The following is a 26291-nucleotide window of genomic DNA, read 5'->3' on the forward strand; positions in this document are numbered from 1 at the left end:
CTCCCGGACGGGTCCCCCAGGAGAATCCCAGGTGGGACCGTGATCGCAGTCCCCGGAGGCCCCAGGTGGTCCCAGCTAGTGGGATCGGCGTCAACCGGATGCGGAGCCATCGCCCGTATCCGGATACCATCGGGATTGCCGACAGTGATCCATGACCAACCTCCCGGAAGGGGGCCGCTCGCGTGAGTGTGCTCGACGAGATCATCGACGGCGTGCGCGCCGACCTCGCGGAGCGGCAAGCGCGCGTCAGCCTCGACGAACTCAAGGAGCGTGTGGCCAAGGGGCCCCAGGCCAAGGACGCCTTCGCCGCGCTGCGCGGCGAAGGCGTGAAGGTCATCTGCGAGGTGAAGCGCTCCAGTCCGTCCAAGGGTGCGCTCGCCGCGATCGCCGACCCCGCCGGACTGGCCGCCGACTACGAGGCGGGCGGGGCGGCGGTCATCTCCGTCCTCACCGAGCAGCGCCGTTTCGGCGGCTCGCTCCAGGACCTGGAGGCCGTGCGGGCCCGGGTGGACATCCCGGTGCTCCGCAAGGACTTCGTCGTCACGTCGTACCAGTTGTGGGAGGCCCGTGCGTACGGCGCCGACCTGGTCCTGCTGATCGTCGCCGCACTCGACCAGCAGGCCCTCGTCTCCCTGATCGAGCGCGCCGAGTCCATCGGGCTCGCCCCGCTCGTCGAGGTCCACGACGAGGACGAGGTCGAGCGCGCCGTGGACGCCGGAGCGAGGATCATCGGTGTCAACGCGCGTAATCTCAGGACTCTCGAGGTCGACCGGTCCACCTTCGAACGGGTCGCCCCCGAGATCCCCGCGGGCATCGTCACGATCGCCGAGTCCGGCATCCGCGGTCCACACGACCTGATCGCCTACGCCAACGCCGGCGCCGACGCGGTGCTGGTGGGGGAGTCCCTGGTCACCGGCCGTGACCCGAAGGCCGCGGTGGCCGATCTGGTCGCCGCCGGCGCCCACCCGGCGCTGCGGCAGGGCAGGGACTGACCCGCTCCATGACCGCCGTCGTCCGCCGCGCTCGCACCGCCACCGCCCCCGGCCGCCACCGGCGGGGCCGGGCGGCGGCCGGCGCCCGTGAGCCGCACACCCCGCTGGCGCGCGGCTGCCGTCCGCGCGGCTGCCGCGCCCCGGCCCGGCGGGTGCACGGGCGGCGGGTCAGATACGTCATCGGGGACGAGCCCGGCCAGGTCAACGGCATGCGATGGCGCCGCTGAGCAACCGCTCGGCACCACACGTCATCCCCCTTCATCTCTTCGGCTCACCCGCACACGAGGAGTTCTGGCATGCCCAGCCAATACTTCGTTCCCGACCCCGAGGGCCGGGTGCCGGACGCCGCCGGCTACTTCGGCGACTTCGGCGGCACGTTCATCCCCGAGGCGCTCGTCGCCGCCGTCGACGAGGTGGTCGTCGAGTACGACAAGGCCAAGTCCGACCCGGCCTTCGCCGCCGAACTCGACGACCTGCTCGTCCACTACACGGGCCGGCCCAGCGCCCTGACCGAGGTGCCCCGCTTCGCCGGGCACGCCGGCGGTGCGCGGGTCTTCCTCAAGCGCGAGGACCTCAACCACACCGGCTCACACAAGATCAACAATGTGCTGGGGCAGGCGCTGCTCACCCGGCGCATGGGCAAGACCCGTGTCATCGCCGAGACCGGCGCCGGTCAGCACGGTGTGGCCACCGCCACCGCCTGCGCCCTCTTCGGCCTCGACTGCACCATCTACATGGGCGAGATCGACACCGAGCGCCAGGCGCTGAACGTCGCCCGGATGCGGATGCTCGGCGCCGAGGTCGTGCCGGTGAAGTCCGGCAGCCGCACCCTGAAGGACGCCATCAACGAGGCGTTCCGCGACTGGGTCGCCAACGTCGACCGCACCCACTACCTCTTCGGTACGGTCGCCGGCCCGCATCCCTTCCCGGCGATGGTCCGCGACTTCCACCGGGTCATCGGCGTCGAGGCCAGGCGCCAGATCCTGGAGCGCACGGGCCGGCTGCCGGATGCCGCCGTCGCCTGCGTCGGCGGGGGCTCCAACGCCATCGGCCTGTTCCACGCGTTCGTCCCGGACGGGGGCGTGCGCCTGGTGGGCTGCGAGCCCGCGGGCCACGGCCTCGAGACCGGCGAGCATGCGGCCACCCTGACCGCGGGCGAGCCGGGCGTCCTGCACGGCTCGCGCAGCTACGTCCTGCAGGACGACGAGGGCCAGATCACCGAGCCGTACTCGATCTCGGCCGGTCTGGACTACCCGGGCATCGGCCCCGAGCACGCGTACCTCAAGGACTCCGGACGCGGCGAGTACCGGGCCGTGACCGACGACGCGGCCATGCGGGCGCTGCGGCTGCTGTCCCGTACGGAGGGCATCATCCCGGCCATCGAGTCCGCGCACGCCCTGGCCGGTGCGCTCGAACTCGGCCGTGAACTCGGCGAGGAGGGGCTGATCCTGGTCAGCCTGTCCGGCCGTGGTGACAAGGACATGGACACCGCCGCCCGCTACTTCGGGCTGTACGACGCCGGCGGCGGCGCCGCGACCGACGGCTCGGTGGAGGCGGACGCCGCGGGCGGGACCGCGGAGATCGAGGGAGACGCCACGTGAGCGGGAACACAAGCGGGGACACGAGCGGGAACACGAGCGGGAACATCAGGCTGCTGAGCGACACCCTCGCGCGGGCGAAGTCCGAGGACCGGGCCGCCCTGATCGCCTACCTCCCGGCCGGTTTCCCGACCGTGGACGGCGGCATCGAGGCGATCAAAGCCGTCCTCGACGGCGGCGCCGACATCGTGGAGGTGGGTCTGCCGCACAGCGACCCGGTGCTGGACGGGCCGGTCATCCAGACCGCCGACGACATCGCCCTGCGCGGCGGCGTCAGGATCGCGGACGTGATGCGCACCGTCCGGGAGGCCCACGCGGCCACCGGCAAGCCGGTGCTGGTGATGACCTACTGGAACCCGATCGACCGGTACGGTGTCGCGCGCTTCACCGCCGAGCTCGCCGAGGCGGGCGGCGCGGGCTGCATCCTGCCGGACCTGCCGGTCCAGGAGTCCGCGACATGGCGCGAGCACGCGAGGAAGCACGGACTCGCCACGGTGTTCGTCGTGGCCCCCAGCAGCCGGGACGCGCGACTCGCCGAGATCACCGCCGCGGGCTCGGGCTTCGTCTACGCCGCCTCGCTGATGGGCGTCACCGGCACCCGTGAGTCCGTCGGGACCCAGGCCCGGGACCTGGTGCGGCGCACCCGGGCCACCGCCGCCGGGCGCGGACTTCCCGTGTGCGTCGGGCTCGGCGTCTCCGACGCCGAGCAGGCCGCCGAGGTCGCGGGCTTCGCCGACGGCGTGATCGTCGGCTCGGCCTTCGTCAAGCGGCTGCTCGACTCGGGCGGCCAGGAGGCCGGAGTCGCGGCGGTACGGGCGCTGGCAGGCGAGCTCGCGGCGGGCGTCCGCAAGCGGTGACCGGCGCGGGCCGCCCGCCGGTGCGCCGGGCGATCTGATCGGCCGGCTCACCCGAACGGGTGGACATGGGACCGGGGAGGTGCATACGCGCCTCCCCGGTTCGTTGCTGTGGTCGTGAGCGAGAACAACCAAGACGGAATGCGGGCCGCGCGCGAGCGGCTCAAGCGCGAACGCGAGCTGCAGAAGACCCGCGAGAAGCGACGGCGCCTGCTGATCGTGTCCGCCGCGGTGGTCGGTGTGCTGGGCCTGGCCGCGGTGGTCGGCGTCATCGCGGCGGGCGGCGGCGGGAAGGACCAGGGCTCCGCCGCGGGGGGCCCGGTGGTCGCGCCGAGCGGGGCCCAGGGCGAGGACGCGCTCGCGCTTCCGGCGGGTGCCGACGGCGCGCCGTCCACGCTCACGGTCTGGGAGGATTTCCGCTGCCCCGCCTGCGCCCAGTTCGAGAACGTGATGAGGGACACGATCCACGAGCTGACCGACTCGGGTCAGCTCAAGGTCAGGTACCACCTCGCGACGATCATCGACGGCGGCATGGGCGGCAGCGGCTCGCTCCGGGCGGCGAACGCCGCCGCGTGCGCCCAGGACGCCGGGAAGTTCGTGGAGTACCACGACGTGCTGTACCAGAACCAGCCCCCGGAGACCGAGGACGCCTTCGGCGACGACGCGCGGCTGATCGAACTGGCGGGCAAGGTGCCGGGCCTGGTCACTCCCGCGTTCAGCGAGTGCGTGGAGTCCGGCAGGTACGACGCCTGGGTGGCCGAGTCCGATGAGGCCTTCGGGGAGAAGGACTTCCGGGGCACCCCGACGGTGCTCCTCAACGGCGAGTCCGTGTTCCCGCAGAAGGACGGCGAGCAGATGAGCCCCGAGAACCTGCGGAAGTGGGTCGCCGAGGCCAACCGGGGCGGGGAGTCACGCACGGGACAGCCGAGCCCGGCGGCCTCCTGACCGGGACGCATCCGGGGAGGGCCCGCCGGGCCGCGCGGGCCCGCCGGACGGCGGCCGGGCGGGCCACGGGGCTCGTTATCCAGACGTTGCGCGGTCGGTTGCCGTGCCCCGGGCCGGGCAGGGTAGCGTCGGACCTGCCATGGACCTTGCCTACATTCCCAGCCCGTCCACCGGTGTCGTCCATCTCGGACCGCTTCCGCTGCGCGGCTATGCCTTCTGCATCATCATCGGCGTCTTCGTCGCCGTCTGGTACGGCAACAAGCGCTGGATCGCCCGCGGCGGCAAAGCCGGCACGGTGGCGGACATCGCCGTCTGGGCCGTCCCCTTCGGGCTGGTCGGCGGCCGTCTGTACCACGTGATCACCGACTACCAGCTGTACTTCGGCGAGGGCCGGGACTGGGTCGACGCGTTCAAGATCTGGGAGGGCGGCCTCGGTATCTGGGGCGCGGTCGCGCTCGGCGCGGTCGGCGCGTGGATCGGCTGCCGCCGCCGGGGCATCCCGCTGCCCGCCTACGCCGACGCCATCGCGCCCGCCATCGCCTTCGCACAGGCGATCGGCCGCTGGGGCAACTGGTTCAACCAGGAGCTGTACGGCAGGCCGACGGACCTCCCCTGGGCTCTGGAGATCAGCGAGGGCGTGAACCGGGAGGCCGGGCTCTACCACCCGACGTTCCTCTACGAGTCGCTGTGGTGCGTCGGTACGGCGCTGCTGGTGATCTGGGCGGACCGCCGCTTCCGGCTCGGCCACGGCAGGGCGTTCGCGCTGTATGTGGCCGCGTACTGCGCAGGCCGGGCCTGGATCGAGTACATGCGCGTCGACGAGGCGCACCACATCCTCGGCCTCCGGCTGAACGTCTGGACCGCGATGCTGGTCTTCACCCTCGCCGTGGTCTACATCGCGGTCTCCGCCCGGCTCCGCCCGGGCCGCGAGGAGATCGTCGAGCCGGCGGCCGCGGGGCAGGGCACGAGCGGCGCGGACGGTGAGAAGGACGCGGACGACAGGAAGGACGGGGGCGGCGAGGAGAGCGGAGAGGGCAGCGAGGGCTCGGCGGGCGACCAGGCCGCCTCCGCCGCCGGCCCGGCGTCCGGTTCCGGCTCTGTGTCGTCCGGTGGGATGCCCGGCTCCGAGGCGACGTCACCGGGCCGGGATGCCGAGGACGACCCCGCCGGCTCCGGGTCCCCGAACAGGAGCTGACCGGGCACCCGGGTCCGCGTGCGCATCGCGCACGTCCCGCTCACCGGCCGTCCGGGGCGCCCGCCGCCACCACCATCACGGGCGGCCCGCCCGTGATGGCGGCGGCGGCCGGAGCGGTGTACCCGACCGCTGCGCCGCACGTGCCGCCACCGCCGTCACGGCCGGTGAGGGAGAGTGTGCGGTGGGCCGCGGCGACGGTGGCCGCGGCCGCTGAGGCGACCGTCGGCCGGGTGTCCCGGAGCGCCGCATGTCCTCCGCCGGTGCGCCGGGCCCGTCCCCCACCCGCACGGCCAGCCCCCCACAGCGCGCCGCGGGCCCGGTCTCCTGCGGCCCCCTCCACCGCGTTCCTCCACCGCGTTCCTCCACCGCGTTCCTCCACCGCGTTCCTTGCGGGCCCGTTCCCCGGTCTGTCCGCAACGGGGCGGCGGGTGCGGGCGCGGGAATGGCCGGTTCGTCTCTCCGCCTCAGGGCGGAGTGCCCCGCACTGACCAGGTAAGTAAAGCCTGCCTTGCTGGCGTGACCCTTACATCACGCGTACTTTCGAGAGCGGAAAAGGGGCGGGGTGCGGACGCGGGCCGCTCCGCAAGCGAGGGGAGAGCTGTGTCCATCATCGAGAACGGGGCGACGCTTCACGAGGCGCACCGCGACAACCACACGCACCGGGACGTCAACGGCGGCTGGCTGCGGCCCGCGGTGTTCGGAGCGATGGACGGGCTGGTGTCCAACCTCGCGCTGATGAGCGGTGTGGCGGGCGGCTCCGTGGCCACGCAGACCATAGTGATCACCGGGCTCGCCGGCCTGGCGGCGGGCGCCTTCTCCATGGCCGCAGGCGAGTACACCTCGGTCGCCTCGCAGCGCGAACTGGTCCAGGCGGAACTCGAGGTGGAGCGCCGCGAGCTGCGCAGACATCCGGTCGACGAGATGGAGGAGCTGGCCGCGCTGTATGTGGCGCGCGGGGTCGAGCCCCGGCTCGCCCGCGAGGTGGCCGTGCAGCTGTCCAGGGACCCGGAGCGGGCGCTGGAGATCCACGCCCGCGAGGAACTGGGCATCGACCCGGACGACCTGCCCTCGCCGGCGGTCGCCGCCGTCTCGTCTTTCGGGTCGTTCGCCCTGGGGGCGCTGCTGCCGGTCCTGCCGTATCTCCTGGGCGCCACCTCGCTGTGGCCCGCGGTGCTGCTCGCCCTCCTGGGGCTGTTCGCGTGCGGAGCGCTGGTCTCCAGGGTGACCGCGCGCGGCTGGTGGTCCAGCGGGCTCCGGCAGCTGGCCCTGGGCGGTGCCGCGGCGGCCTTGACGTACGGGATCGGCAGCCTGGTCGGGGCGGCTGTATAGCCGGGTGCCGTTGCCCGGGGGCCACCGGGGCGCGGCGCGCCGCCCGGCAGCCGGCGGTGTCGCCCCGGCCGCGCCGCCCGGCAGCGCGCCGCCGTGCTCCGGCCGCGCCGCGCCGCTCGCGCCCCGCCCGTGTGCCCGGGGCCTCAGGGAGGCCGTTTCGGGGGCTGTGATATTCCCCTACGCTGCGCTGCTGCCCTATCGGGCCGCGAGGTGCGACACTTGACCTTGGCCCCCACCATGGGCTGTTACCGGGCGGTTTCGAATGACTGACCGCCGGGCATGAGCCACAAGCGCTGCGGGCAACGAAGCCTGCTCTGCATGCGGGTCACCGGACACCGGCACCAAGCCGACCCGTCCGTACCCGCCCCATCTGCGCCGCTATCAGATCCCCTTGCGCGGTGTCCGCATGTTGGAATGGGTTATCCGCTTCCCGGGAACCACTCCATCGTGTAACCTGCACGAAATTTCCGCGGAGGGCCAACGTCGTCCCTCGGCACCGCCATATGCCACGACGACGACGGGAGAGCCGATGCGTTCCGACGCCTGGTCGCCCATGGACGGTCGCCCCGCCCCGCAGGGGCTGTACGACCCCCGTAACGAACACGACGCCTGCGGTGTCGGGTTCGTGGCCACCCTCACCGGTGTTGCCGACCACCGGCTGGTCGAGCAGGCGCTGACCGTTCTGCGCAACCTCGAGCACCGCGGCGCCACCGGCTCCGAGCCCGACTCGGGCGACGGCGCGGGCATCCTGCTCCAGGTCCCCGACGCCTTCCTGCGCGAGGTCGCCGGGTTCGCCCTCCCCGAGGCCGGTTCCTACGCCGTCGGCATCGCCTTCGTCCCCCAGGGCACCGAGGACCAGGCCGTCTCGCGGATCGAGACGATCGCCGCCGAGGAGGGCCTGGACGTCCTGGGCTGGCGCGACGTCCCCGTCGCCCCCGAGCTGCTGGGCGCCACCGCCCGCGCCACGATGCCCGTCTTCCGCCAGCTCTTCGTGAGCGGGGGCGCCTCCCGGGCCGAAGGCTCCGGGGAGGGCCGGATCAGCGGTATCGCCCTCGACCGCAGGGCGTTCGTGCTGCGCAAGCGCGCCGAGCGCGAGGCGGGCGTGTACTTCCCCTCGCTCTCCGCCCGCACCCTCGTCTACAAGGGCATGCTCACCACCGGGCAGCTGGAGCCCTTCTTCCCCGACCTCTCGGACCGCCGCTTCGCCACCGCCGTGGCCCTGGTCCACTCCCGGTTCTCCACCAACACCTTCCCGAGCTGGCCGCTCGCCCACCCGTACCGCTTCGTGGCGCACAACGGTGAGATCAACACGGTCAGGGGCAACCGCAACTGGATGCGGGCCCGGGAGTCGCAGCTGGTCAGCGAGCTGTTCGGGGACCGGGACCTGGAGCGGATCTTCCCGGTCTGCACCCCGGACGCCTCCGACTCCGCCTCCTTCGACGAGGTCCTGGAGCTGCTGCACCTCGGCGGCCGCTCGCTGCCCCACAGCGTGCTGATGATGGTCCCCGAGGCCTGGGAGAACCACGACTCCATGCACCCCGCCCGGCGCGCCTTCTACCGGTACCACTCCACGATGATGGAGCCCTGGGACGGCCCGGCCTGCGTCACCTTCACCGACGGCACCCAGGTCGGCGCGGTCCTCGACCGCAACGGCCTGCGCCCCGGCCGCTACTGGGTCACCGACGACGGCCTGGTCGTCCTCTCCTCCGAGGTCGGCGTCCTGGAGATCGACCCCGCCAGAGTCGTCCGCAAGGGCCGCCTCCAGCCCGGCCGGATGTTCCTCGTCGACACCGCCGAGCACCGCATCATCGAGGACGACGAGATCAAGGCCGCACTGGCCGCCGAGAACCCTTACGAGGAGTGGCTCGACGCCGGGATCATCGAGCTGGGCGACCTGCCCGAGCGCGAGCACATCGTCCACACCCACGCCTCGGTCACCCGCCGCCAGCAGACCTTCGGCTACACCGAGGAGGAGCTCCGCGTCCTGCTCGCGCCGATGGCCCGCACCGGCGCCGAGCCGATCGGCTCCATGGGCACCGACTCGCCGATCGCGGCCCTCTCCGAGCGCCCGCGACTGCTCTTCGACTACTTCACCCAGCTGTTCGCGCAGGTCACCAACCCGCCGCTGGACGCCATCCGCGAGGAACTCGTCACCTCGCTGATCTCCTCGCTCGGCCCGCAGGGCAACCTGCTGGAGCCGACCGCGGCGTCCTGCCGCTCGGTCACCCTGCCGTTCCCCGTGATCGACAACGATGAGCTGGCCAAGCTCATCCACATCAACGCCGACGGCGACATGCCCGGTATGAAGGCCGTCACCCTGTCCGGTCTCTTCCGGGTCACCGGCGGCGGCGAAGCCCTCGCCGCCCGGCTGGACGAGGTCTGCGCCGAGGCCGACGCCGCCATCGACGGCGGCGCCCGGCTGATCGTGCTCTCCGACCGGCACTCCGACGCCGAGCACGCGCCGATTCCGTCGCTGCTGCTCACCTCCGCCGTCCACCACCACCTGATCCGCACCAAGCAGCGGACCCAGGTGGGCCTGCTGGTCGAGGCCGGCGACGTCCGCGAGGTGCACCATGTCGCGCTGCTCATCGGCTACGGCGCCGCCGCGGTCAACCCGTATCTGGCGATGGAGTCCGTGGAGGACCTGCTGCGCGCCGGGACCTTCATCGACGGCCTGGAGCCCGAGCGGGCGATCCGCAACCTGATCAAGGCCCTCGGCAAGGGCGTCCTGAAGGTCATGTCCAAGATGGGCATCTCGACCGTCGCCTCCTACCGCGGCGCCCAGGTCTTCGAGGCCGTCGGCCTCGACGACGCCTTCGTCGCCCAGTACTTCGACGGCACCGCCACCAAGATCGGCGGCGCCGGCCTGGACGTGATCGCCGCGGAGGTCGCCGCCCGGCACGCCAAGGCCTACCCGGCCAGCGGGATCGCCCCGGCGCACCGCGCGCTGGAGATCGGCGGCGAGTACCAGTGGCGCCGCGAGGGCGAGCCGCACCTGTTCGACCCGGAGACCGTCTTCCGCCTGCAGCACGCCACGCGCACCAGGCGGTACGACATCTTCAAGAAGTACACGGACCGGGTGAACGAGCAGTCCGAGCGCCTGATGACGCTGCGCGGCCTGTTCGGCTTCACGTCCGGCCGCACGCCCGTCCCGCTCGACGAGGTCGAGCCGGCGGCTGAGATCGTCAAGCGCTTCTCCACCGGCGCCATGTCGTACGGCTCCATCTCCAAGGAGGCGCACGAGACCCTCGCCATCGCCATGAACCAGCTGGGCGGCAAGTCCAACACCGGTGAGGGCGGCGAGGACCCGGAGCGCCTGTACGACCCGGCGCGCCGCTCCAGCATCAAGCAGGTCGCCTCCGGCCGCTTCGGTGTGACCTCCGAGTACCTGGTCAACGCGGACGACATCCAGATCAAGATGGCCCAGGGCGCCAAGCCCGGCGAGGGCGGCCAGCTGCCGGGACCCAAGGTCTACCCGTGGGTGGCCAGGACCCGGCACTCCACCCCGGGCGTCGGCCTGATCTCCCCGCCGCCGCACCACGACATCTACTCCATCGAGGACCTTGCGCAGCTGATCCACGACCTCAAGAACGCCAACCCGGCCGCGCGCATCCATGTGAAGCTGGTGTCCGAGGTCGGCGTCGGCACGGTCGCCGCGGGCGTCTCCAAGGCCCACGCGGACGTCGTGCTCATCTCCGGCCACGACGGCGGCACCGGCGCCTCGCCGCTCACCTCGCTGAAGCACGCGGGCGGCCCCTGGGAGCTCGGCCTCGCCGAGACCCAGCAGACGCTGCTGCTCAACGGCCTCCGCGACCGCATCGTCGTGCAGACCGACGGCCAGCTCAAGACCGGCCGCGACGTCGTCATCGCCGCGCTGCTCGGCGCCGAGGAGTTCGGTTTCGCCACCGCGCCGCTCGTCGTCTCCGGCTGCATCATGATGCGGGTCTGCCACCTGGACACCTGCCCGGTCGGCATCGCCACGCAGAACCCCGTCCTGCGCGAGCGCTTCACCGGCAAGGCCGAGTTCGTCGTCAACTTCTTCGAGTTCATCGCCGAGGAGGTCCGCGAACTGCTCGCCGAGCTGGGCTTCCGCACCCTCGCCGAGGCCGTCGGCCACGCCGAACTGCTGGACACCACCCGCGCCGTGAACCACTGGAAGGCCCAGGGCCTGGACCTGGCACCGCTGTTCCACGTGCCGGAGCTGCCCGAGGGCGCCGTCCGCCACCAGCTCGTCGAGCAGGACCACGGGCTGGAGAAGGCCCTGGACAACGAGCTGATCAAGCTTTCCGCGGACGCGCTGGCCGCCGCCACCGCTCAGGAGGCCCAGCCGGTCCGCGCCCAGGTCGCGATCCGCAACATCAACCGGACCGTCGGCACCATGCTCGGCCACGAGGTGACCAGGAGGTACGGCGGCGCAGGCCTGCCCGACGACACCGTCGACATCACCTTCACCGGCTCCGCAGGCCAGTCCTTCGGCGCCTTCCTGCCGCGCGGCGTCACCCTGCGCCTGGAGGGCGACGCCAACGACTACGTCGGCAAGGGCCTCTCCGGCGGCCGGATCATCGTCCGCCCCGACCGCGGGGCCGACCACCTGGCCGAGTACTCGACCATCGCGGGCAACACCATCGCCTACGGGGCCACCGGAGGCGAGCTGTTCCTGCGCGGCCGCACCGGCGAGCGCTTCTGCGTCCGCAACTCCGGTGCGCTGGTGGTCTCCGAGGGCGTGGGCGACCACGGCTGCGAGTACATGACCGGCGGCCATGCCGTCGTCCTCGGCGAGACGGGACGCAACTTCGCGGCCGGCATGTCCGGCGGCGTCGCCTACGTCGTCGACCTCGACAGGGACCACGTCAACGCGGGCAACGCGGACGCCGTCGAGGCCCCGAGCGAGGCGGACAGGGAGTGGCTGCACGATGTCGTGCGCCGCCACCACGAGGAGACGGGCTCCACCGTGGCCGAGAAGCTCCTCGCCGACTGGCCCGCCGCCGCCGACCGGTTCAGCAAGATCATCCCGATTGCCTACAAGGCCGTGCTCGCCGCCAAGGACGCCGCTGAGCTCGCCGGTCTCTCCGAGCGGGAGACCACCGAGAAGATGATGGAGGCCGCGACCCATGGCTGACCCCAAGGGCTTCCTGACCACCGGCCGCGAGGTCGCCGAGACCCGGCCCGTCGCCGAGCGCGTCAAGGACTGGAACGAGGTCTACGTCCCCGGCTCCCTGCTGCCGATCATCAGCAAGCAGGCCGGGCGCTGCATGGACTGCGGCATCCCGTTCTGCCACAACGGCTGCCCGCTCGGGAACCTCATCCCCGAGTGGAACGACTACGCCTACCGCGGGAACTGGCAGGCGGCGAGCGAGCGGCTGCACGCCACCAACAACTTCCCGGAGTTCACCGGACGGCTCTGCCCCGCCCCCTGCGAGGCGGCGTGCGTCCTCGGCATCAGCCAGCCCGCCGTCACCATCAAGAACGTCGAGGTCTCGATCATCGACAAGGCGTGGGACACGGGCGACGTCAGGCCGCAGCCGCCGGAGCGGCTGTCCGGCAGGACCGTCGCGGTCATCGGCTCCGGCCCGGCGGGCCTCGCCGCCGCCCAGCAGCTGACCCGCGCCGGCCACACCGTCGTCGTCTACGAGCGCGCCGACCGCGTCGGCGGCCTGCTGCGCTACGGGATTCCCGAGTTCAAGATGGAGAAGCGGCACGTCAACCGGCGTATCGAGCAGATGCGCGCGGAGGGCACCAAGTTCCGCACCGGGATCGAGATCGGCCGCGACCTCACGGCGACGGACCTGCGCAAGCGCTTCGACGCGGTCGTCATCGCCGCCGGTGCCACGACCGCGCGGGACCTCCCGGTGCAGGGCCGCGAACTGAACGGCATCCACCAGGCGATGGAGTACCTGCCGCTCTCCAACAAGGTCGTCGAGGGCGACTTCGTGACCCCGCCGATCACCGCCGAGGGCAAGCACGTCGTCGTCATCGGCGGCGGCGACACCGGCGCCGACTGCGTCGGCACTGCCCACCGCCAGGGCGCCGCCTCCGTCACCCAGCTGGAGATCATGCCCCGGCCGGGCGAGGAGCGCGGCGCCGGCCAGCCCTGGCCGACGTTCCCGATGCTCTACAAGGTGACGTCCGCGCACGAGGAGGGCGGCGAGCGGGTCTACTCCGTCGCCACCACCCACTTCGAGGGCGACGCGGACGGCAACGTCCAGTCCCTGCACCTCGTCGAGGTCGAGTTCGCCGACGGCAGGCCCACCCCCAAGCCCGGAACGGAGCGGGTCATCCCGGCCCAGCTGGTCACCCTCGCCATGGGCTTCACCGGCACCGACGTCGAGAACGGCCTGGTCACACAGTTCGGCCTGGCACTGGACGAACGGGGTAACATCGCTCGCGACGCCGACTTCGCCACCAACGTCGACGGCGTCTACGCCGCCGGCGACGCGGGCCGCGGCCAGTCCCTGATCGTCTGGGCCATCGCCGAGGGCCGCTCCGCGGCACGCGGGGTGGACCGCTATCTGACGGGGGCGAGCGAACTGCCCGCCCCCATCCGCCCGACGGACCGCGCCCTGACGGTCTGACCCGGCGAACACCGCGGACCGCGCTGACGGTCCCCCATAGACGTCCCGTACAAAGGCGTACGGAACAGACGCGGCGCCTGCCCCCGTCCCCGACCGGATGATGGGCGGGCGTCGCGGCATCTCCCGCCGTGACGGTACGCGTTCGCGGTCACGCGGTGCGTGCACCCGTCGGCGGCGTCCGGACGGGACCGTGAAGAGCGGTGCCGGGTTGACCGAGGTTAAGGTGTTCGTATCGGAATATCGGCACGCATGCCGCAGGTGTGTGGAGGCGGTCGGAATGCGCAAGGAATACGCCGACACTCCTCAGGGCCGTCTGCACTACGCCCGGGATGGGGAGGGGCCACCGGTGGTGCTGACGCACCAGACGCCCCGATCCGCCGACGAGTACGCCGACGTGCTGCCGCTTCTGGCAGCCGGAGGCTTCACGGCGATCGCGCCGGACACGCTCGGCTACGGAGAGTCGGAACCTCCGCGGGGCGCGCCCACCATCGAGACATACGCCACCGCCCTGCTCGCCCTGCTCGACGTACTCGAACTGCCCGCGGCCGTCGTGGGCGGACACCACACCGGAGGGGTCATCGCTTTCGAGGCGGCGGTCGCGGCTCCGCACCGGGTCGCGAGCCTGGTGCTGTCGTGCACGCCCTACCTCGACGAGAAGGGCCGCGCCGCACTCAGGGCCCAGACCCCGACGGAAGACCAGCCGCCACGCATCGACGCCGGTCACCTGCTCGACCTGTGGCGGCAGCGTGCGGCCTTCTATCCGCCGGATCGGCCGGAACTGCTCGACCGGTTCCTCCGCGACGCCCTGCGGGCCTGGCGGCCGCAGGCCGGCCACACGGCGGTGGGGTCCTACCGGATGGAAGACCGCATCGACCGGCTCGCCGTTCCCACGCTGTTGCTGGGTGCCGACGCCGATCCGGTCAGCTACCCCGATCTGGACCGATGGCGGCAGGTCCTGCCGGACGGGCGGATCGCGGTGATCGTGGGTGCCGGGGTTCCGGCCCCGGAGCACATGCCGCGGGAGTTCGCCGACGCGATCATCGACTTCCTCCGCACGCATCACCCGCTTGCCGGTGCGGGCGGATCGTGACTGCTGCCGGTTCGGCGGTTGAGGCCGTTGCAGCCGGTTCGGCCGGTTCACTCCGTTCAGTCGGTGCCACCAACCGGGGCGGTCGTTCTGAGGCGGGTGGCACGAGCCGCGGCGCACCCCGCACTGCCCGCCCGCGGTAGGGCGAGGTAGCGTCCTGCACCGTGCGTCTTCCGCCCGCAGTCCGCTGGCCGGGCGGCCGATGTGAGCGAATGCGCGGCAGTGGCAGGAGAGCGCGGCGGGCTGCGTCGATGTCCGGGGGCGCCGAGCGGTTGCCACTCCTGCCCGAACACCGCGGGGAGTGCGTGCCGGATGCTCCCGGTGTTCCCGGCCTTGCCGGTGTTCTGGTTGCTCCCGGCCAGGCGGGACTCGCCGCGGTAGGACCTTACGGCCGCAGGACGGCCGCCCGGCACTGCGCGGGGGTCCCCCAGGCGTCCCGCAGCGGCCGTGCCTTGCGCAGCCAGAGGGCGAGGTCCAGCTCCTCGGTGTAGCCGATCGCGCCGTGCAGTTGGAGGGCCGCACGGGCGGCACCGTACGCGGCTTCCCCGGCCGCGACCTTCGCCGCGGCGATGTCGGTGCGGGTCATGGACACGGCGGCGCCGAGGACCAGGGGCCGGGCGAACTCGAGGGCGATCAGCGTGTCCGCCAGCCGGTGCTTGACCGCCTGGAAGGAGCCGATCGGCACACCGAACTGGGCGCGCCGCCCGACGTGCTCTACGGTCCGGTCCAGCAGCGCAAGCCCCGTGCCGAGGGCCTGGGCGGCGGTGGCGAGCCTGGCCCAGTCCACGGCCGTGGCCGCCGCGGCCGCCACGCCGGGGCCGGCGGCCAGCACCTCACCGCCCCCCTGCGGCACGGACAGCCGGCGCACCGGGTCCGCCGACGCCCGGACCGGGCCGTGGCCGGGCGCGATCCGCAGGGTCGGCGGGCGGGCGGCTTTCGGTCCGGGGCGGGACGCGTCCCCGGTTCCCTTCCCGGTCCCGGTCCCGGTCCCGTTCCTGTCGCGGGCGTGGTCGCCGCCGTGCGCGCCTTCGCTCGCGTCTGCGTGTCCTTTCACGTCGCTGCCGCTGCCGCTGCCGCTGCCGCTGCCGCTGCCGCCGTCGCCGGGCGAACCGGGCCCGGGGACGGCGGGGGCGGCGTCCACCACCAGGACGCTCGTCGCCGCGTCGGCGTCCAGGGCGTACGGTCCGGTGCCGGGCAGCCGCAGGGTGGCCATGACCTCGCCCGCCGCGATGCCCGGCAGCAGCCGTTCCGCCGGTGCCGGGTCCCCCAGGGCCGTCAGCAGCGCCGCCACCGCGACCGTCTCGACCACCGGACCCGGAACCGCGTGGCGCCCCAGCTCCACGAACGCGAGGGCCAGTTCGGCCGGGAGCGGGCCGAGGCCGCCGTGGTTCTCCGGTACGGCCAGCGCGAACACTCCCGCTTCCGCGAGGCCGGTCCAGGCGGCGCGCCCCGGTGCGGGGTCCCCGGCCGCCCAGGCGCGGGCGGCCGCCGGTGGGCGGGCCGCCCTCAGCATCGTGTGCAACGACCGGGTGAACGCGCGCTGTTCGTCCGTCGGCAGGAACCTCACGGTGCGCCTCCCTCTCCCCGGCCGGTCACACGGTCCTGCCGGTCGCACGGTGCGGTGGGCCGCACCACCGCGGCCGCGCGGGACGCGTTCAGCGGCGCCCCTTCGGCAGGCCGAGCAACCGCTCGGCGATGATGTCGCGCTGGATCTCGTTCGTACCCGCGTAGATCGGTCCCGCGAGGGAGAAGACGTACCCCTCGGACCAGCCGTCCCGTCCGTCCGCGGGTTCGCCCTCCGCGCCCAGCAGATCGAGCGCCGTCTCGTGCAGGGCGATGTCGTACTCGGACCAGAACACCTTGTTCAGGCTCGACTCCGCGCCGATCGCCGAGCCCGCGGCGACGCGGGAGGCCCCGGCGCACGTGAAGAGCTGGTACGCCCGCGCCCCGATCACCGCGTCCGCGACACGGTCGCGCAGCGCCGTGTCGGACGGGTCGGCGGTCGCGCGCCACAGCCCCACCAGGCGCCGAGCCGCGGCCAGATAGCGGCCGGGGGAGCGGAGCATCAGGCCGCGCTCGTTGCCCGTCGTCGACATCGCGATCCGCCAGCCCTGCCCCGGTTCGCCGATCACGTCCTCGTCGGGGACGAACACCTCGTCCAGGAACAGCTCGGCGAACGCGGGCTTCCCGTCCAGCCGGCGGATCGGCCGGACCGTCACGCCGGGAGCCTTCAGGTCGAACATCAGATACGTCAGGCCCCGATGGGGCCGGTCCTCGTCCGGCGCGGTGCGGAAGAGGCCGAACGCCCGGTCCGCGAACGCCGCCCGCGACGACCACGTCTTCTGCCCGGACAGCAGCCAGCCGCCCGCCGTGCGGACCCCGCGGGAGCGCAGCGAAGCGAGGTCCGAGCCGGCCTCCGGCTCGGACCAGGCCTGGGCCCAGACCACCTCACCGCTCGCCATGGGCGGCAGGATCCGGGCTCGCTGCTCCTGCGTGCCGTGGTCGAACAGGGTCGGGGCCAGCAGGCCGATGCCGTTCTGGGACACCCGGCCGGGGGCGCCCGCCGCGTAGTACTCCTCCTCGAACACCAGCCAGTGGAAGACGTCCGCGCCGCGGCCGCCGTACTGCTCCGGCCATGCCACCACCGACCAGCGGCCGGAATGCAGCTCCGCCTCCCACGCGCGGTGGGCGGCGAAGCCCTCCGCGGTCTCCAGCGAGGGCGGCGGGGGGTGCGGGACGTGTGCCCGCAGCCATGCGCGGGCCTCGGCGCGGAACGCGTCCTCGTCCGCCGTGTGCGTCAGGTCCATCAGCGCACCTCGGTTCCCTAACAAGTGTTTGGTAGGTTAACGTGCCGATGTGACGGACAACAAGGCTCAGTACGTACCGGGGCACGCGCTCCTCGCCGGCCGGACCGCCGTCGTCACCGCAGCGGCCGGGGCCGGGATCGGCGGAGCCACCGCCCGGCGCCTCCTGGAGGAGGGCGCGCGGGTCCTCATCGGCGACGCGCACGCCCGCCGGCTGAGGCAGACCCGGCAGGCGCTCGCGGACGAGTTCGGCGCCGACGCCGTCGCCTCGCTGGTCTGCGACGTCACCGACGAGGCCCAGGTCCGGGCCCTCTTCGGGGAAGTGGCACGGCTGCACGGAGGCCCCGACATCGTCGTCAACAACGCGGGGCTCGGCGGGACCGCGGCGCTGGTCGACATGTCCGACGACCAGTGGTCCCGCGTCCTCGACGTCACCCTGAACGGCACCTTCCGCTGCACCCGGGCCGCGCTGCGCGCCTTCCGCGACCGCGACCGCGGCGGCGTCGTCGTCAACAACGCCTCCGTCCTCGGCTGGCGGGCCCAGGCCGGGCAGGCGCACTACGCGGCCGCCAAGGCCGGGGTGATGGCCCTCACCCGGTGCGCGGCCGTCGAAGCCGCGGAGTTCGGCGTCCGCGTCAACGCCGTGGCCCCCAGCCTGGCGATGCATCCGCACCTGGTGAAGACCACGTCCCCCGAACTGCTGCGGGACCTCACCGCCCGCGAGGCGTTCGGCCGGTACGCAGAGCCCTGGGAGGTCGCCAACGTGATCGTCTTTCTCGCCAGCGGGTACTCCTCGTACCTGACCGGTGAGACCGTGTCCGTCAGCTCCCAGCATCCCTAGGGGGCGGGGTGTCCGGGACGTTCGCCGTGCCCGGGGTGTTCGCCGTGCCCGAGGCACGCTCCGTGCCCGGGGTGCCCGGGGTGCCCGAGGCGGCTGACGGGTCCGAGCCGCATGAGCCGGCCCGCCCGTCCGGGAGGCCGGAGGCGGCCTCGGCACCCGCGGGGCGCGGAGCGGACCGGTCGCCGGCGGGATCGGGTCCGGCCGGGGCGTGCGCGCGGCCGGCGGGGGCGGGCCGGACGCCGCGGAGGCCCGGTGCGCCCCCGGTGGCGCAGGGACCAGGCGGGGGCGGGGCGTCCGCGGGACGCACCGGGCGGGACCAGAATGGACAGGTGGCCACGACCAAGAAGAAGACCCAGGTGAGCGCTTCGCCCGAACGGCGCCGCGAACTGCTCGGCACGGCCGCCGAGGTGTTCGCCGCCCACGGCTACAACGCCACCACCGTCCGCAGGATCGCCGACGAGGCGGGCATGCTCGCAGGCAGCCTCTACTACCACTTCGACTCCAAGGAGTCGATCCTCGACGAGATCCTCTCCGCCTTCCTCGACGAGCTGTGGGCGGGGTACGACGCCGTGCTCGCCGCCGGCCTCGGGCCCAGGGAGACCCTCGAGGCGCTCGTCACCGAGTCCTTCCGGGAGATCGACCGGCACCGTCCGGCCGTCGCCATCTACCAGAACGAGTCCCGGCACCTCTCCGTCCGCCCCCGCTTCCGCTACCTCGCCGACTCCCGGCAGCGGTTCGAGAGGGCCTGGCTCGGGACGCTGGAGCGCGGAGCCGCGTCGGGCGCCTTCCGCGACGACCTGGACGTCCGGCTCACCTACCGCTTCATCCGCGACACGGTATGGGTCGCGGCGTCCTGGTACCGGCCGGGCGGGCACCACGGGCCGGAGGAGATCGCCCGGCAGTACCTGTCGATGGTCCTGGACGGCATCGCCGTCAGGGACTGACCCGCGGGGCCGCCCGGCTGGGGAGCACACCCGGGCCGGCGGGCCATCCGACAACTTACGGAGCAGCCATGACCGAGGCGTTCATCATCGAAGCCGTCCGCACCCCGGTCGGCCGGCGCGGAGGCGGTCTCGCGGCCGCGCACCCCGCCGATCTGGGCGCCCGCGTCCTGAGAACCCTGCTCGACCGCTCCGGGGTCGACCCGGCGGCCGTGGACGACGTGGTGTTCGGCTGCCTCGACACGGTCGGCCCGCAGGCGGGCGACATCGCGCGGACGAGCTGGCTGGCCGCCGGGCTGCCCGAGGAGGTGCCCGGCGTGACCGTGGACCGCCAGTGCGGCTCGTCGCAGCAGGCGGTGCACTTCGCCGCGCAGGGCGTGATGTCCGGCACCCAGGACCTGGTCGTCGCCGGGGGTGTGCAGAACATGTCGCAGGTCCCCATCGGCTTCGCCTCCCGGCAGGCGGCCGAGCCGCTGGGGCTGGCCGAGGGCCCCTTCGCGGGCAGTGAGGGCTGGCGGGCCCGGTACGGCGGGGCGCCCGTCGACCAGTTCCACGGGGCCGAGCTCATCGCGCGCGAGTGGGGCATCTCCCGGCGGGAGATGGAGGAGTACGCACTCGCCTCCCACCGGCGGGCCGTGCGCGCAGCCGACGAGGGCCGCTTCGTCCGGGAGACCGTCGCCTACGGCGGCGTCACCGCGGACGAGGGCCCCCGCCGCGACACCACCCTGGAGCGGATGGCCGCCCTCCCGGCCGTGATCGAGGGCGGCACGATCACCGCCGCCTGCTCCTCCCAGGTGTCCGACGGCGCGGCGGCGATGCTGCTCGCGGGCGAACGGGCCGTACGGGAGCACGGGCTGACGCCGCGCGCCCGAGTGCACCACCTCTCGGTGCGGGGCGAGGACCCCGTGCGGATGCTCTCCGCGCCGATCCCGGCGACCGCGCACGCACTGGAGAAGACCGGCCTCGCCATCGGCGACATCGACCTCGTCGAGATCAACGAGGCGTTCGCCCCGGTGGTGCTCGCCTGGCTGAAGGAGACGGGCGCCGACCCGGCCCGGGTGAACGTCAACGGCGGCGCCATCGCGCTGGGTCACCCCCTGGGCGCCACCGGTGTCCGGCTGATGACGACGCTGCTGCACGAACTGGAGCGCACGGGAGGCCGGTTCGGGCTCCAGACGATGTGCGAGGGCGGCGGACAGGCCAATGTGACGATCATCGAGCGGGTGTAGGACCGGATCGCGCCCCGGCTCCGGCGCGGGGCCGATCGCGGGCCTGTCCCGGCCCGCGATCGGCCACCCCCGGCGGGACACACCGTGCGCGGGAGCCGGGGGTGCGCGCCGAAGCATGCTACGTTGTGGGGGTTGCAGTTTGGTACCCATGAACTTTATGCGCGCCTGACGGGAATGATCCGCAGGCGTTTTATTGTTTTTACCGGCATCTCCGGATGGGGCCTCCTACCTGTTCAGGAGAATGACTATGGCCACCGGCACCGTCAAGTGGTTCAACTCGGAAAAGGGCTTCGGCTTCATCGCGCAGGACGGCGGCGGCGCCGACGTCTTCGCCCACTACTCCAACATCGCCACCCAGGGCTTCCGTGAGCTCCAGGAGGGCCAGAAGGTCACCTTCGACGTCACGCAGGGCCCGAAGGGCCCGCAGGCGGAGAACATCGTCCCCGCCTGACCCTCGGGACGCGTATCACGCGGCCGGGGTCCGCACCCTCGCGGTGCGGGCCCCGGCCTGTGCTGTGCCCAGCACCAGGAAGGCAATCCATGACCCGTTCCGCACGCCCCGCCCGCAAGCGGCCGGCCGAGCGCCCCTCCAGGCGCGCCCCGAAGAGGGCCGGCGCCGCCCGCCCCGCGGCGGCCCCGCAGGACTTCACCGTTCCGGATCCCCGTGAGCCGGCCCTGCCCGCCGTCCGGGCCTTCGAGGAGCTGACCGGTCTGCCGGCGGCGCTGCTGAAGGCCCTCGCCGCGCAGGGCGTGACGGCACCGTTCCCGATCCAGGCGGCGACGCTGCCGAACTCCCTCGCGGGCCGCGACCTCCTCGGGCGCGGGCGTACCGGTTCCGGCAAGACCCTCGCCTTCGGGCTGGCACTGCTCGCCCGCACCGCCGGGCGACGGGCGCAGCCGGCGGCTCCGCTCGCCCTGGTGCTCGTTCCCACCCGGGAGCTGGCGCAGCAGGTGACGGACGCCCTCACCCCCTATGCGACCGCGGTGGGCCTGCGTCTGGCGACCGTCGTCGGAGGACTGTCGATCAGCAAGCAGGCCGGTGCCCTGCGGCGCGGGGCCGAAGTGCTCGTGGCGACCCCGGGACGGCTGCAGGACCTCCTCGACCGCGGCGACTGCCGCCTGGGCGAGGTGGCGGTCACGGTGCTCGACGAGGCCGACCAGATGGCCGACATGGGCTTCCTCCCGCAGGTCACCGCCCTGCTGAAGCAGGTGGAGCCCGGGGGCCAGCGGATGCTGTTCTCGGCCACCCTCGACCGGAACGTCGACCGGCTGGTACGGGGCTTCCTCAGCGATCCCGTGGTGCACTCGGTCGACCCGTCCGCGGGCGCCGTCACCACCATGGAACACCATGTGCTGCATGTCGCCGACGAGACGGACAAGAAGGCCGTCACCGTGCGGATAGCGGCCAGGGACGGCCGGGTCATCCTCTTCCTCGACACCAAGCGCTCCGTGGACCGCCTGGTCAAGCGGCTGCTGGCCAGCGGCGTACGAGCGGCGGGCCTGCACGGCGGCCGGTCCCAGCCGCAGCGCAACCGCACCCTCGACCAGTTCAAGAACGGCCAGGTCAGCGCACTGGTGGCCACCAACGTCGCGGCTCGTGGCATCCATGTGGACGATCTGGACCTGGTGGTGAACGTCGATCCTCCGATGGACCACAAGGACTATCTGCACCGAGGCGGCCGGACCGCGAGGGCGGGCGAGTCGGGCAGCGTGGTGACCCTGGTCCTGCCGGACCAGAAGCGCGAGATGACCCGGCTGATGTCGGACGCCGGAATCTCCCCGCGCACCGTCGCCGTCAGGTCGGGCGACGAGGAGCTGGCCCGGCTGACCGGCGCCAGGGAACCGTCGGGCGTGGCGGTGACGGTCGAGGCGCCGCCCGCTGCGCAGCCGCCCGCCGCGAAGTCCCGGTCGAAGCGCAGGCGTCCGCGGGGCGGCGGCGGCCGTGCCGGCGCAGCCCGCGAGGACACCGGCGGGCGTGCCGGGGGCGGCCGCGGTGACGGCGGGCGCGCCGAGGCCGGTGGCCGGCGGCGGGGCGCCGCCGACACCGGACGGGACGGCCGCAGGCAGGGCGGCGGATCAGCCGACTCCGGGCGCGCCGGAACCGGGCGTACGGCCCGCGGCGGCGCCGGACGCGGCGACACCGGACATGCCGGGGACGGCGCACGGCAGAAGCACGGACGCGCCGGGGACCGGCCGCAGGGCGGGGCGAGGGGCGGCAGGGCCGCGGCGCGTTAGCTGCGGTACGGGGCCCGCGCGGCCATGGCTCCGTGCGGCCGTTCGAGCGGCGGCGAGCCGCCGGGGACCGTGCCGGGTCCGCCGGCCGAGCGCCCTTCCGGGGCATGACCGAGGCCGGACTTCCGCCCCGGGGCCGTGGTGCGAGGGCCGTCCCGGCCCGGACGGGGAAGCCGGCCGGCCCCGCGCGGGGCCGGCCGGTCCGGGGGCCCGCGGAGGGCCCCCGGCGGCAGGCGGGGCCATGGCGCATGCCGCCCGGCCCGGGTGGCTCAGCCCGTGGTCCCCCGGCCCAGCCCCCGCAGTGTGCCCTCCGCCTCCGCCATCACCCGGCCCACCAGTTCCGCGCAGCTCGGCAGGTCCGCGATCACGCCCGCGACCTGGCCGGACGCCATCACACCGAGGTCGGTGCGGCCCTCGACCATCGCCGCCCTCAGCAGCATCGGGGTGTTGGCGGCGAGCAGCACCTGGCTCCAGGAGAGGTCCCTGCCGTGCCGCAGCGCGCGGCCGTCGCGCACCATCTCCCGCCAGGACTGCCCGGAGAGCCTGCGGAAGCCCGCGGCCCTGCGCAGCGCGTGCAGCAGGGCACGGGTGCGGCCCGCCCGCTCCAGGGACGCCACCAGGTCGGACCGCAGCATCCGGTGGGGCAGGCCGTCGACGGCGGCGGTGACGGTGACGTCCCCGACGGACGCCGCCAGATAGCGGGCCTTCACCGCGTCCGGCACGGTCGAGTCGGAGGTGAGCAGGAAGCGGGTGCCCATGGCGATGCCCGCGGCCCCGTACGCGAGCGCCGCCACCAGGCCGCGCCCGTCGTGGAAACCGCCCGCCGCGACCACGGGGATGTCCACGGCGTCCACGACCTGCGGCAGCAGCACGGTCGTCGCGACGTCCCCCGTGTGCCCGCCGCCCTCGCCGCCCTGCACGATCACGGCGTCCGCGCCCCAGGCGGCGACCTTCTCGGCGTGGCGGCGGGCACCGACGGAGGGGATCACCACCACGCCCGCGTCCTTGAGCCGTGCGATCAGCTCCCGGGAGGGGGCCAGGGCGAAGGACGCCACCCGTACGCCCCCGTCCACGATGATCCGCACGCGCTCTCCGGCGTCCCCGGCGTCCGCCCGCAGATTGACCCCGAACGGGGCGTCCGTACGGCCCTTCACTTCGCGCACCGCCTGCCGCAGCCGGGCCGGGGTCATCGTGGCGGACGCCAGGATGCCGAGGGCCCCGGCGTTCGCGGCGGCCGAGACCAGCCGGGGGCCGGCCACCCAGCCCATACCGGTCTGGACGATGGGGTGCCGCACCCCGGTGAGCTCGGTGAGCGCCGTCCTCATCGGTCCCCGACCTCCCCCTCGCGCCGGCCGTCCGGATCGAGCACCTCGCGGATGATCCGCAGCTCCTCCGCCGTGGGTTCGCGGGTGTACGGGACGGGCCCGCCACCGGGTACGGCGAGCGGGAAGCCGGTGGCCTCCCCGACCTGCTCCACGGTGACTCCGGGGTGCAGCGAGGCCAGCCGCATCGAACGGTCCGGCGTTTCGAAGTCGAAGACGCCCAGGTCCGTGACGACGCGCGGGACGCGGTGGAAGCGCGACCCCCGTGCACGGTCGTATCCGACGCCGCTGACCATGTCGACCTTCTCGACGAAGACCCGGGCCGAGTGCCGGGGCACCCAGTAACTCACCGGATGGTTGAGCGTGTTGACCGGTGCGCCGCGCACACCGAGGAGCTGGCGCGCCGGCCGGGCCCAGTCGCCGATGCAGGAGATGTTCTGGTTGCCGTGGCGGTCGAGCTGGCTCGCGCCCATCATGACGTGCCGCCTGCCGCCGGTGACCATGGTGAGATGGCGGCGGTACGGGAGCCAGCCCTCCACCTCGCCGCCGGGTCCGACGAGCAGCGCCTCGCCGTCGGTGAGCAGGAGGTCGGGGGAGAAGGTGCGCCGGGCGAGCCGGGCTCCGAGCGAGGGGATCAGCCCCATGGGGCTCGCCAGCACCTCCCCCGCGTCGCGCCACGCCTCGGCGCAGGCGATCACGCAGTACTCGGACCGGGTCGGCGCCGGGACCGGGGGCCGGGCGGCGGTCACCGCTGCTCCTCGTGCCAGGCCCGCACCGCGCGGGTGTAGGCGTGCTCGTCGGGCCCGGACAGGAAGCGCCCGGCGAACTCGTCCCAGGGCGTGGTCGCGTACATCCGCTGGAAGGCCTCGTCGCGGGCGTGGTCGGGCGCGCAGGCGGTGAAGTGCGCCCCGGCCGGGGCCTCGACGACGCCCGAGACGCTGTGCCGTGGGACGAGCAGGGTCTGCGGGGCGGCGTCCGCGGTCAGCCCGTCCGTGTCCACCAGCCGCTCGCACGACAGATACGCCTCGTCGGCCGCCTCGCAGAAGAGGTCGTCGAAGTAGGGGTCGGGCCCCAGGTACTGGCCGTTGCCGAGGCGGTCGGCGCGGTTGAGGTGGACGAGGGCGGCGTCCAGGCGCAGCGCGGGGGCGGCGACGAACTCCTCGCCGTCGTCGTACGGCGAACGGACCGTGCGCAGCTCCGGGTTGACCCGCATGACGTCCGAACCGAGTCCGGCCCGCACGGGCATGAAGGGGAGCCGGCTGGCGGCGGCGTGCAGCCCCCACATGAACATCGCCTCGTCCAGCTCCGTCATCGCGATCGCCCCCGCCTCGCGCGCCGCCCGGAAGTGGGGCTCCAGCGGCACCGAGTCCAGCGTGGCGAACGGTGCGACGAGCCTGCGGACCCGCCCCGCCGCGCACAGCATCCCCACGTCCGGGCCGCCGTAGGAGACCACGGTCAGATCGGTGACCCCACTGCGCAGCAGCGCCCTCACCAGGGCCATCGGCTTGCGCCGCGAGCCCCAGCCGCCGATGCCGAGGGTCATGCCGCTGCGCAGGCGTCCCGCGACGTCGTCGGCGGTCATCGTCTTGTCCACCACGGGTCATGCCTCCTTGCCGAAGGTGTCCCGGACGCGGCCGGCGGTCCCGGCGAGGGCCGCCTCGAAGGTGAAGCCCTGCTCGTAGCGGTAGCTGCGGTGCACGTCCACGGGGTCGATGCCGTTGATGGCGGCCTTGGCCAGCCGGACGAGACGGCCGTCCTTGGCGGCGATCTCGCGCGCCAGCCCGAGGGCCGCGGCACGGAGCCCGTCGCGCGGGACGACCCGCCACACCGAGCCGTGGGCGTGCAGTTCGGCGGCGGTCACCGTGCGGGAGGTGTAGTAGAGGGTGCGCATCAGATGCCGGGGGACGAGACGGGCGAGGTGGGTGGCGGCCCCGAGGGCCCCCCGGTCCAGTTCCGGCAGCCCGAAGACGGCGTCGTCGGAGGCCACGACGGCGTCGGCGTTCCCCGCGAGGCCGATCCCGCCGCCCAGGCAGAAGCCGTGCACGGCGGCGACGACGGGGACCTCGCAGTCGTAGACGGCCCCGAAGGCCTCGTGGCAGGCCCGGTTGGCGCCGATCAGGGCCTCGTGCCCGGGGTCGCGCTGCAGTTCCTTGAGGTCGACGCCCGCGTTGAAGCCCCGGCCTTCGGCGGCCAGGACGACACAGCGGACGTCCGGGTCCCGGCCCGCGCGGCGCACGGCGCCGGCGAGTTGGTACCAGCCGTGGACGGGCAGGGCGTTGACGGGCGGGAAGTCCGCCGTCACGACGGACACGCCCCGCTCCGGGGTCGCGGTGGAGACACCCATCACCGG

21 protein-coding genes are annotated in these 26291 nt (G+C 73.6%); 15 read left to right on the plus strand and 6 right to left on the minus strand.

What is annotated here, in order from left to right; translation table 11 throughout:
- The first annotated feature begins 182 nt into the window (after positions 1-182).
- From trpC to SCWH03_RS06575, 10 genes are all read left to right on the plus strand, one after another.
- On the plus strand, positions 183-992 hold the full coding sequence (gene trpC, locus SCWH03_RS06530; protein WP_173263173.1) for an indole-3-glycerol phosphate synthase TrpC: 810 nt from the start codon (positions 183-185) through the stop codon (positions 990-992).
- Between the two features lie 8 nt (positions 993-1000).
- A complete protein-coding gene (trpM, locus tag SCWH03_RS06535; RefSeq protein ID WP_173263174.1) occupies positions 1001-1219 on the plus strand; it encodes a tryptophan biosynthesis modulator TrpM in 219 nt (72 codons plus the stop codon).
- A 69-nt stretch (positions 1220-1288) separates the two neighbouring features.
- Positions 1289-2593: a tryptophan synthase subunit beta gene (gene trpB / locus SCWH03_RS06540; protein ID WP_173263175.1), complete on the plus strand. Its 1305-nt coding sequence runs from the start codon at positions 1289-1291 to the stop codon at positions 2591-2593.
- Positions 2590-3447 (plus strand): tryptophan synthase subunit alpha, encoded by an 858-nt coding sequence (trpA, locus tag SCWH03_RS06545; RefSeq protein WP_173263176.1) that lies wholly within the window; start codon positions 2590-2592, stop codon positions 3445-3447. Before trpB ends, trpA begins: the two co-directional genes overlap by 4 nt.
- Positions 3448-3561: 114 nt before the next feature.
- The gene (locus tag SCWH03_RS06550; protein ID WP_173263177.1) at positions 3562-4389 is read left to right on the plus strand and encodes a DsbA family protein; all 828 of its coding nucleotides are present in this window, start codon (positions 3562-3564) and stop codon (positions 4387-4389) included.
- A gap of 139 nt (positions 4390-4528) precedes the next feature.
- Entirely contained in the window at positions 4529-5584 is a 1056-nt protein-coding gene (lgt, locus tag SCWH03_RS06555; protein WP_173263178.1) for a prolipoprotein diacylglyceryl transferase, read from the plus strand.
- A 600-nt stretch (positions 5585-6184) separates the two neighbouring features.
- On the plus strand, positions 6185-6913 hold the full coding sequence (locus SCWH03_RS06560; protein WP_173263179.1) for a VIT1/CCC1 transporter family protein: 729 nt from the start codon (positions 6185-6187) through the stop codon (positions 6911-6913).
- A 529-nt stretch (positions 6914-7442) separates the two neighbouring features.
- A complete protein-coding gene (gltB, locus tag SCWH03_RS06565) occupies positions 7443-12032 on the plus strand; it encodes a glutamate synthase large subunit (protein ID WP_173263180.1) in 4590 nt (1529 codons plus the stop codon).
- A complete protein-coding gene (locus SCWH03_RS06570) occupies positions 12025-13485 on the plus strand; it encodes a glutamate synthase subunit beta (protein ID WP_173263181.1) in 1461 nt (486 codons plus the stop codon). The genes gltB and SCWH03_RS06570 overlap by 8 nt, the downstream gene beginning before the upstream one ends.
- Positions 13486-13762: 277 nt before the next feature.
- Entirely contained in the window at positions 13763-14575 is an 813-nt protein-coding gene (locus SCWH03_RS06575) for an alpha/beta fold hydrolase (protein ID WP_173263182.1), read from the plus strand.
- Between the two features lie 382 nt (positions 14576-14957).
- Here the strand turns inward: SCWH03_RS06575 and SCWH03_RS06580 are convergent, their stop codons facing one another.
- Both SCWH03_RS06580 and SCWH03_RS06585 read right to left on the minus strand, forming a co-directional pair.
- Entirely contained in the window at positions 14958-16139 is a 1182-nt protein-coding gene (locus SCWH03_RS06580; RefSeq protein ID WP_173263183.1) for an acyl-CoA dehydrogenase family protein, read from the minus strand.
- An 88-nt stretch (positions 16140-16227) separates the two neighbouring features.
- Positions 16228-17379 carry an acyl-CoA dehydrogenase family protein gene (locus SCWH03_RS06585; RefSeq protein WP_173263184.1) on the minus strand — a complete coding sequence of 384 codons (1152 nt, stop codon included), beginning with the start codon at positions 17377-17379 and terminating at the stop codon, positions 16228-16230.
- Between the two features lie 49 nt (positions 17380-17428).
- On the opposite strand from SCWH03_RS06585, the gene SCWH03_RS06590 reads away from it, so the two are divergent.
- From SCWH03_RS06590 to SCWH03_RS06610, 5 genes are all read left to right on the plus strand, one after another.
- Positions 17429-18217 (plus strand): SDR family oxidoreductase, encoded by a 789-nt coding sequence (locus tag SCWH03_RS06590; protein WP_173263185.1) that lies wholly within the window; start codon positions 17429-17431, stop codon positions 18215-18217.
- A gap of 356 nt (positions 18218-18573) precedes the next feature.
- Positions 18574-19161 carry a TetR/AcrR family transcriptional regulator gene (locus SCWH03_RS06595; protein ID WP_173263370.1) on the plus strand — a complete coding sequence of 196 codons (588 nt, stop codon included), beginning with the start codon at positions 18574-18576 and terminating at the stop codon, positions 19159-19161.
- Between the two features lie 68 nt (positions 19162-19229).
- The gene (locus tag SCWH03_RS06600) at positions 19230-20387 is read left to right on the plus strand and encodes an acetyl-CoA C-acetyltransferase (protein ID WP_173263186.1); all 1158 of its coding nucleotides are present in this window, start codon (positions 19230-19232) and stop codon (positions 20385-20387) included.
- 247 nt (positions 20388-20634) lie between these two features.
- Complete coding sequence (locus tag SCWH03_RS06605; protein ID WP_017947512.1) at positions 20635-20838, plus strand: cold-shock protein; 204 nt, start codon at positions 20635-20637, stop codon at positions 20836-20838.
- A gap of 89 nt (positions 20839-20927) precedes the next feature.
- On the plus strand, positions 20928-22622 hold the full coding sequence (locus tag SCWH03_RS06610) for a DEAD/DEAH box helicase (RefSeq protein WP_173263187.1): 1695 nt from the start codon (positions 20928-20930) through the stop codon (positions 22620-22622).
- Positions 22623-22888: 266 nt separating this feature from the next.
- Here the strand turns inward: SCWH03_RS06610 and SCWH03_RS06615 are convergent, their stop codons facing one another.
- The 4 genes from SCWH03_RS06615 to SCWH03_RS06630 are packed head-to-tail and all read right to left on the minus strand — an operon-like array spanning position 22889 to position 26285.
- Entirely contained in the window at positions 22889-23944 is a 1056-nt protein-coding gene (locus SCWH03_RS06615; protein WP_173263188.1) for an NAD(P)H-dependent flavin oxidoreductase, read from the minus strand.
- Complete coding sequence (locus SCWH03_RS06620) at positions 23941-24690, minus strand: CoA-transferase subunit beta (protein ID WP_173263189.1); 750 nt, start codon at positions 24688-24690, stop codon at positions 23941-23943. The genes SCWH03_RS06615 and SCWH03_RS06620 overlap by 4 nt, the downstream gene beginning before the upstream one ends.
- Positions 24687-25538, minus strand: a complete 852-nt coding sequence (locus tag SCWH03_RS06625; RefSeq protein ID WP_173263190.1) for a CoA transferase subunit A — start codon at positions 25536-25538, stop codon at positions 24687-24689. Before SCWH03_RS06625 ends, SCWH03_RS06620 begins: the two co-directional genes overlap by 4 nt.
- 3 nt (positions 25539-25541) lie before the next feature.
- Complete coding sequence (locus SCWH03_RS06630; protein WP_173263191.1) at positions 25542-26285, minus strand: enoyl-CoA hydratase family protein; 744 nt, start codon at positions 26283-26285, stop codon at positions 25542-25544.
- Between the last annotated feature and the right edge of the window lie 6 nt (positions 26286-26291).

The organism is Streptomyces pacificus (genome assembly GCF_011766325.1).
Taxonomy (GTDB): domain Bacteria; phylum Actinomycetota; class Actinomycetes; order Streptomycetales; family Streptomycetaceae; genus Streptomyces; species Streptomyces pacificus.

What these genes read in the sequence shown, in the direction of transcription:
- trpM (WP_173263174.1), top strand. Translation starts at nt 1,001, where the DNA reads ATGACCGCCGTCGTCCGCCGCGCTCGCACCGCCACCGCCCCCGGCCGC.
- trpB (WP_173263175.1), top strand. Translation starts at nt 1,289, where the DNA reads ATGCCCAGCCAATACTTCGTTCCCGACCCCGAGGGCCGGGTGCCGGAC.
- lgt (WP_173263178.1), top strand. Translation starts at nt 4,529, where the DNA reads ATGGACCTTGCCTACATTCCCAGCCCGTCCACCGGTGTCGTCCATCTC.
- gltB (WP_173263180.1), top strand. Translation starts at nt 7,443, where the DNA reads ATGCGTTCCGACGCCTGGTCGCCCATGGACGGTCGCCCCGCCCCGCAG.
- SCWH03_RS06570 (WP_173263181.1), top strand. Translation starts at nt 12,025, where the DNA reads ATGGCTGACCCCAAGGGCTTCCTGACCACCGGCCGCGAGGTCGCCGAG.
- SCWH03_RS06575 (WP_173263182.1), top strand. Translation starts at nt 13,763, where the DNA reads ATGCGCAAGGAATACGCCGACACTCCTCAGGGCCGTCTGCACTACGCC.
- SCWH03_RS06585 (WP_173263184.1), bottom strand. Translation starts at nt 17,379, where the DNA reads ATGGACCTGACGCACACGGCGGACGAGGACGCGTTCCGCGCCGAGGCC.
- SCWH03_RS06600 (WP_173263186.1), top strand. Translation starts at nt 19,230, where the DNA reads ATGACCGAGGCGTTCATCATCGAAGCCGTCCGCACCCCGGTCGGCCGG.
- SCWH03_RS06605 (WP_017947512.1), top strand. Translation starts at nt 20,635, where the DNA reads ATGGCCACCGGCACCGTCAAGTGGTTCAACTCGGAAAAGGGCTTCGGC.
- SCWH03_RS06610 (WP_173263187.1), top strand. Translation starts at nt 20,928, where the DNA reads ATGACCCGTTCCGCACGCCCCGCCCGCAAGCGGCCGGCCGAGCGCCCC.
- SCWH03_RS06615 (WP_173263188.1), bottom strand. Translation starts at nt 23,944, where the DNA reads ATGAGGACGGCGCTCACCGAGCTCACCGGGGTGCGGCACCCCATCGTC.
- SCWH03_RS06630 (WP_173263191.1), bottom strand. Translation starts at nt 26,285, where the DNA reads ATGGGTGTCTCCACCGCGACCCCGGAGCGGGGCGTGTCCGTCGTGACG.